The 7,506-nt window shown below is 31.4% G+C and carries 8 protein-coding genes; 7 read left to right on the top strand and 1 reads right to left on the bottom strand.

What is annotated here, in order from left to right; translation table 11 throughout:
• From ETU08_RS01405 to ETU08_RS01390, 4 genes are all read left to right on the top strand, one after another.
• Nucleotides 1–819: OmpA family protein (locus ETU08_RS01405; protein WP_146261222.1), on the top strand; the 819-nt coding region annotated here is incomplete at its 5' end.
• Between the two features lie 199 nt (nt 820–1,018).
• A complete protein-coding gene (locus tag ETU08_RS01400; RefSeq protein WP_260390900.1) occupies nt 1,019–1,708 on the top strand; it encodes a 3-deoxy-manno-octulosonate cytidylyltransferase in 690 nt (229 codons plus the stop codon).
• 4 nt (nt 1,709–1,712) lie between these two features.
• The gene (locus ETU08_RS01395; RefSeq protein ID WP_146261220.1) at nt 1,713–2,786 is read left to right on the top strand and encodes an iron-containing alcohol dehydrogenase family protein; all 1,074 of its coding nucleotides are present in this window, start codon (nt 1,713–1,715) and stop codon (nt 2,784–2,786) included.
• A gap of 100 nt (nt 2,787–2,886) precedes the next feature.
• Complete coding sequence (locus ETU08_RS01390; protein WP_146261219.1) at nt 2,887–3,555, top strand: LolA-like protein; 669 nt, start codon at nt 2,887–2,889, stop codon at nt 3,553–3,555.
• A 5-nt stretch (nt 3,556–3,560) separates the two neighbouring features.
• Here ETU08_RS01390 and ETU08_RS01385 read toward each other — a convergent pair whose 3' ends face one another.
• On the bottom strand, nt 3,561–4,028 hold the full coding sequence (locus ETU08_RS01385) for a hypothetical protein (protein WP_146261218.1): 468 nt from the start codon (nt 4,026–4,028) through the stop codon (nt 3,561–3,563).
• A 268-nt stretch (nt 4,029–4,296) separates the two neighbouring features.
• On the opposite strand from ETU08_RS01385, the gene miaB reads away from it, so the two are divergent.
• From miaB to ETU08_RS01370, 3 genes are read left to right on the top strand one after another with little or no spacing between them, the layout of a single operon-like run.
• Nucleotides 4,297–5,727 (top strand): tRNA (N6-isopentenyl adenosine(37)-C2)-methylthiotransferase MiaB, encoded by a 1,431-nt coding sequence (gene miaB, locus ETU08_RS01380; protein ID WP_146261217.1) that lies wholly within the window; start codon nt 4,297–4,299, stop codon nt 5,725–5,727.
• Nucleotides 5,728–5,733: 6 nt separating this feature from the next.
• On the top strand, nt 5,734–7,008 hold the full coding sequence (locus tag ETU08_RS01375; RefSeq protein WP_146261216.1) for a sigma-54 interaction domain-containing protein: 1,275 nt from the start codon (nt 5,734–5,736) through the stop codon (nt 7,006–7,008).
• Entirely contained in the window at nt 6,992–7,501 is a 510-nt protein-coding gene (locus ETU08_RS01370; RefSeq protein WP_146261215.1) for an LptE family protein, read from the top strand. Before ETU08_RS01375 ends, ETU08_RS01370 begins: the two co-directional genes overlap by 17 nt.
• Nucleotides 7,502–7,506: the final 5 nt, after the last annotated feature.

The following is a 7,506-nucleotide window of genomic DNA, read 5'->3' as shown; positions in this document are numbered from 1 at the left end:
TATAACTGGGTAACCAATCAGTCTACAGATTATTCAAACTTCTTCCAACACTCAGCTTCTTTGATCTTCAAATTTGGTAAAAAAGACGTTCCACCACCTCCACCACCTCCAATTGTAATAAGTGACCGAGACGGTGATGGAATTCCAGATGATCAAGACAGATGTCCAGACACTCCAGGATTGGCACAATTCCAAGGATGTCCAGATACAGACGGTGATGGAATCCCGGACATAGATGATAGATGTCCAAACGAAGCAGGATTGGCAGAGTTCCAAGGATGTCCGGATACAGATGGCGATGGAATCCCAGATGTTGACGATCAATGTCCTACTCAATATGGACCAAAAGAAAACAATGGATGTCCATATACTTTTGAAATTGTAACAGAGAAATTAAAAAATATCAATTTCCAATTCAACAGTGCTAAGTTAACAGAGGAATCTTTACCATTAGTAAAAGATGCCGCAGATATGCTAAACGATAGAAGCTTTGAAGGACAAAAATTCTATGTAGATGGTTATACCGATAGAGTAGGATCAGCAGCAGTGAACCTTAGAATTTCTAAACAAAGAGCACAAGCAGTATTAGATGAATTAGTAAAAGATGGAGTAGCTAAAGATCGATTAACTGCAAGAGGATTTGGAAAAACCAACTACTTATGTACAGAAGCAGATATCAATACTAAGAGAAATGATCAAGGTAATATCATGTATCCAGATCAGGCTGCTTGTGATAAAGCTAACAGACGAGTAGTGATTATCAGTCAAGAAACAGGTAAAAAACCTGTAATTGAAAAAGAAGTAAAGGTTAAAAAATAACAATACTTTTTTAAACATTAAAATTTAATTTTTTTATATAAAGCCATCTGATATTTTCAGATGGCTTTTTAATTATTATTTCAAAAAATATAAATACTATTTAATTAACTTTGTATCTATAAATTGAAATAAGTTGAATTTAAAAATTATAGCAGTTATACCAGCTAGATATGCTGCATCACGTTTTCCTGCAAAATTAATGGGAATGTTAGGAGGGAAAACAGTCATAAGATCGACGTATGAAAATGCTAGAGAAACTGGGCTTTTTCATGATGTTTTTGTGGTTACAGATTCAGAAATTATTTACAATGAAATCTCTAGAAATGGAGGAAAGGCAATCATGAGTATCCAAGAACATGAAACTGGAAGTGATAGGATTGCTGAAGCCGTTAAAGATTTAGATTGTGATATAGTAATTAATATTCAGGGTGATGAACCTTTTGTAAAAAGAGATCCGTTAGAAAAATTGATCCAGGTATTTAGACAAGACGATAAGAATGAGGTGGATGTAGCCACTTTAATAAGAGAAATTAATGATCCAAAAATTATAGAAGATCCTAATTATGTAAAGGTTGTTAAAGATAAAAATAATTATGCATTATATTTTTCACGCTCGGTTATTCCATATCCACGAGAAAAGACATTACTTGCAAATTATTATGAACATGTAGGTGTATATGCCTTTAGAAAGCAAGCGTTACTAAGCTTTTACGAATTACCAATGCTACAAAATGAAACAGCAGAGAAAATAGAGTGTATAAGGTATTTGGAATACGGAATGAGAATAAAAGTAATTGAAACGACTTTTGTTGGAGTGGAAATAGATACTCCAGAGGATCTTGAATTAGCTAATAAGATAATAAAAGAACAAGAAAATAAAATATTTTAAACCTATGAAATTTAGAAATTTTCCAATGGTTCCTCGCGTGGTATATGGCAGAGGAAGTTTCGACCAGACCTCCGAGATAATTGAAGAAAAAAGAAATAAAGAACGTCCATTTATATTTTTAGTGGATAAAGTTTTTAAAGATAAAGAATTAAGTAAAAATATTCCTTTACAAGGCAAAGATATAATCATATATATAGATACCACAGATGAACCTAAAACCAAAGGAATTGATGAAATAAGAGATAATTTAAAAGAAGAATTTGGAATTGTTTCAGGAATTATTGGTATAGGAGGAGGAAGTGTTATGGATGCGGCAAAAGCAGTAGCCATCATGATGAACAATGAAGGTTCATCCACACAATATCAAGGATGGGATTTAGTGAAAAATCCGGCTGTTTATCATGTAGGTATACCAACCATAAGTGGAACAGGGGCGGAGGTTTCACGTACTTGTATATTAACAGGTCCTGAAAGAAAGTTAGGGATAAATTCCGATTTTACACCGTTTGATCAAGTAATCTTAGATCCAGCACTTACCAAAGGTGTTGAAAAAAATCAAGCCTTCTTTACAGGAATGGATTGTTATATACACTGTATAGAATCACTTACAGGAACCTATCTAAATGCATTTAGTAAAAGTTATGGAGAGAAAGCATTAGATCTATGTCAAAAAGTATATGTACAAAAATCTGAATGGGACGATGAATCCGATGAAGATTTAATGATGGCTTCATGGCATGGAGGTATGAGTATTGCATATTCACAGGTAGGGATTGCTCATGCAGTTAGTTATGGTTTATCGTACTTATTAGGGACACATCATGGAGTAGGAAACTGTATTGTATTTGATCGATTGGAAAAATATTATCCGGAAGGTGTAAAAGAGTTTAAATACATGGTAGAAAAGAATAAAATAGAAATACCTCAAGGGATATGTAAGGGGTTATCAGACGAGCAATTCGATATTATGATCAATGTTTCTTATGGAATGGTGCCTTTATGGGAGAATGCATTAGGCAAAGATTGGCAAAAAATTATGACCAAAGAAAAATTAAGAGCGCTATACGAAGAAATGTAAAAATCAGACAATATTTACCAACAAATCTGGGTTTATTATAAAATAATAGTCCCAGATTTTTTAATGGTTATATACTTAAATTTAATAAACATTGTAAAATATGAAAACACTTATTTTAACAATTTTAACTACTATTAATATAGTTTTTTCATTACATGGACAAACCGCAGATCAAATTATAAATAAACATCTAGAAGTAACAGGAGGATTAACCGCTTGGAAAACTTTCAACTCAGTAATATTAAATGGAGAAATAGTTTTAGGGAAAGAGGAAAGTTACAAAATTAAGATATTGCAGCAAAGACCTAATTTGAATAAAACTAGGATGTATATTCAAGATAGAGGGATTATTTTAAACGGGTATAATGGTAAGAAGGCAATTAAATTTAATTTTACAACCAATCAGATAGAAGAAGATTTAGAATATATCCCAGAATCTTTTGATTCAGATCTTTTAGAATATAACAGTAAAGGATTTCAAGCAATTTTGATAGGTACAGAAAAAATTGGAAATTCAGACTGTTTTAAAGTTAAATTAATTAAAAACACCAATACCATTACGTATTTCTTTGATAAAAATACCTATCAATTGATTAGAGAATCAAATCCACAGGAAATTAAAACCTATTCAGATTTTACTAAAGTTTCAACCTTAACCTTTCCAATGAAAACAGAAGTACAAATAATTGGAGACAACTCAAACTTTACATTGGTAATAGACAAAGTGCAAGTAAACCCAGTTATTTCTCCTAAGGAATTTAATTTTTAAATAAATTATTTTAAATAAATACTAGCCCAACTATCTTTTAAAGGAAGCTTAAATTTTGTTTTAAAATCCAACGAATTGTCTACGGATAAATTATATACCAAGGTTTGAGAATCAATTTCAGAATTTTTAATCAATTCTTTAAATATATGTAAAGGAACTGTTTGGATTTGAGAATCTTTAGTATTTTGATAACTAACTAGAAGTCTATTCAATAAATCCAAATTTAAATGGTTATCAATATCTCTAATACATTGGTTCAATTTATCAATTGAACAACCAGAAGCTTTTGCTTGACTTTCATCCACTTGCACAATCATAAACTTGTGATCTAAAATTTTTAATTCAGATTTTAAAGCATCGCCATGTGCAGCCCAAGTATTTAAAAAATTAGATAGATATTTAATGATGTATTCTTCTTCCGACGAAGATAAAATACGGTTGCTTTGGTAAATCCAAACTTTAAAATAATCCATGATAAAAAATTTTGTTGATCTTATCAAATGTAACAATAATTTTAAAGATACTGAAATAGATTCTCCTATATCATTAGAATCAAAGAGCAAGATATTCATCCAATATAAATTAAAATTTTCATACTTTAACCCATGCTATTAAGAGAGGTGATAAATAAAAATAATTAAAATAAAACAAATTTTTAAACTGCCAGATTGGCGCTTTAATTCGTATCTTTGTAATTAAAGTTTAAATTAAAATTAAACTTTTGCAATTAGAAAAGCATTTATGGAAAAAGAAATAATAGAAAGAAGACAAGGAGAGGTACTCCTCAGACAAAGTGCTAATCAAAATTCTAAAAAATTATTTTTAGAGAGCTATGGTTGTCAGATGAATTTTTCTGATAGCGAGATCGTAGCCTCAATTTTACAACAGGAAGGATACGATACCACGAATCAATTGGAGGAAGCTGATTTAATATTGCTAAATACTTGTTCAATAAGAGAGAAAGCAGAACAAACCGTAAGGAAAAGATTGTCACAATTTAATTCACTAAAAAAGCGAAATCCTAAATTGACTATCGGTGTTTTAGGGTGTATGGCAGAACGATTAAAGACTAAATTTTTAGATGAAGAACATTTAGTAGACTTAGTAGTAGGTCCTGATGCGTATAGAGATTTACCGAACCTGCTTCAAGACACAGACGACGGTAGAAATGCAATTAATGTATTACTTTCAAAAGAAGAAACGTATGCAGATATAAGTCCAGTTCGGTTAGGAGGTAATGGAGTTACTGCATTTGTGACCATAACTAGAGGATGTGACAATATGTGTACCTTTTGTGTAGTACCCTTTACAAGAGGACGAGAAAGAAGCAGAGACCCACATTCAATATTAAAAGAGTGTGAAGAATTAGCCAAGAATAATTACAAAGAAATAACACTTTTAGGACAGAATATTGATAGTTATCTTTGGTATGGAGGAGGTCCTAAGAAGGATTTTAATAAAGCTTCCGAATTGCAAAAAGCCACTGCAATAAACTTTGCTAAATTATTGGATTTAGTTGCATCTTCAAATCCAAAAATAAGGATAAGATTCTCAACCTCAAATCCTCAAGACATGAGCGAAGATGTATTGCACATAATGGCAAAACATAAAAATATATGTAAATATATACACTTACCTGTGCAAAGTGGTAGCACAACTGTTTTACAACGGATGAATCGTCAGCACACAAGAGAAGAATATATTGAATTGGTCGATAAAATAAGAAAAATTGTACCTGAATGTGCGATTTCGCATGATATGATTGCCGGATTTTGTGGAGAAACAGAAGAAGAACATAAAGAAACCTTATCGTTAATGGAATATGCGAATTATGATTTCGGATATATGTTTTCTTACTCGGAAAGACCAGGGACACCCGCCCATAAAAAAATGGCAGACGATGTTCCTTTAGAAACAAAGAAAAGGAGATTGGCTGAAATTATAGAATTGCAACAAAAATTGTCTTTGCAAAGAATGAAAACCTACGTAGGAAAATCTCATGAAGTCCTGATTGAAGGAACCAGTAAAAAAAGAGAAGATCAGTGGTACGGGAGAATTTCACAAAATGCAGTTGTAGTATTTCCAAAAAAAGATAACACAAAAATCGGAGACTTTGTAAAAGTTAAAGCCATACAATGTACTTCAGCCACATTAATAGGAGAACAAGAATAAAAGATTATGGATTCTTTACAAATTGTAAAACAAAGATTTGGAATTATAGGGAATAATTTAGAGCTTAATAGAGCATTAGAGAAATCTATGCAAGTGGCTCCAACAGATATATCCGTATTAGTTATAGGAGAAAGTGGCGTAGGTAAAGAATTTATACCTAAAATAATACACAATTTATCCCCAAGAAAACACAAACAATATATAGCCGTAAACTGTGGTGCAATCCCAGAAGGAACGATAGACTCTGAACTTTTTGGGCACGAGAAAGGAGCATTTACAGGAGCAGACAAAGTACGTAAAGGATATTTCGAAGTTGCAGATGGAGGTACTATCTTTTTAGATGAAGTAGGAGAGCTTCCATTGCAAACACAGGTAAGATTACTGAGAGTTTTAGAAAGTGGAGAATTTATGAAAGTGGGTTCCTCTAATATTCAAAAAACTAACGTAAGAATTGTTGCAGCAACAAATGTAAATTTATTAAGTGCTATAAAAAAAGGTGATTTTAGAGAAGATTTGTATTATAGATTAAATACAATTCAAATTGATATACCAGCATTAAGAAATAGGAGAGACGATATTCCTTTGTTACTTAGGAAATTTGCAGTAGATTTTTCCGAAAAATATAGAATGCCTACCATTGCATTTTCAGATGAAGCGATGGCTTATATACAACAATACTATTGGCCAGGCAATATTAGACAACTTAGGAATTTTGCGGAACAAGTGACTGTTGTGGAAACAAAAAGAGAATTAACACTTGAAAAAGTTAAAGAATATTTAAAAGATATTCAAACCAATACATCATTAGTAAATATTTCCAATACCAAAGATACCACTTCAGATTTTTCAACAGAAAGAGAAATATTATACAAAATTCTCTTCGATATGAAAAAAGACCTTAACGATTTGAAAACATTAACCTTAGATTTAATTAAAAATAAAGGAGAATATCATCTTACCCCTAATGAACAAGATCTATTTCACAAAGTTTACAAAAATTATGACAGCCCTAAAGAAAACGAATCTTTAGTTTATTACGAAGAAAACAATATTCCAGCTTTAAATGCAGCAACCATCAGTAATTACCATGAAGATATTGACGTTTATGAAGACATTCCATCTAACAATTCAGAATCATTGTCCCTTCAAAAGAAGGAAGAAGAGCTCATAAAAAAAGCGTTAGAAAAATATAATGGAAAACGTAAATTAGCAGCGCAAGAATTAGGGATCTCAGAGAGAACTTTATACAGAAAAATTAAACAATATGACATTGAAGAATAAAGTTACATTTCTACTAGTAAGTTTAATGCTATTAAGCCTGTCAAGTTGTTATTCTTTTACAGGCTCCTCCTTAGATCCAACAATTAAAACAATTCAAATAAAGTCATTTCCCAATTATTCTCCATACCAAAGTCCGGATTTAAGCGTAGATTTTACCGTAGCATTGCAAAATAAATTCAATAGGAGCACTAAGTTAATCGAGACCGATGATAATCCAGATATTATATTGGAAGGTGAAATAACAAATTTTACAACAGTTCCGGTTAACATACAAAGCGGATCAGATCAAGCAACGCAGAACCGTTTAACAATTACAGTATCTGTAAGATATATAAATAAAGTAAATCCAGAAAAAAGTTTTGAAAAAACATTTTCAGATTATCAAGATTACGATAGTAATCAACTATTAATTAATGTACAAAATCAATTATCACAAAGCATAAATCAAAGGATAGTCGATCAAATATTCATAGCTGTTGTAGCAGATTGGTAAAATAG

Source organism: Apibacter muscae, from assembly GCF_007845635.1.
GTDB classification, from domain to species: Bacteria; Bacteroidota; Bacteroidia; order Flavobacteriales; family Weeksellaceae; genus Apibacter; species Apibacter muscae.
This window is presented reverse-complemented; position numbering and strand designations above follow the sequence as displayed.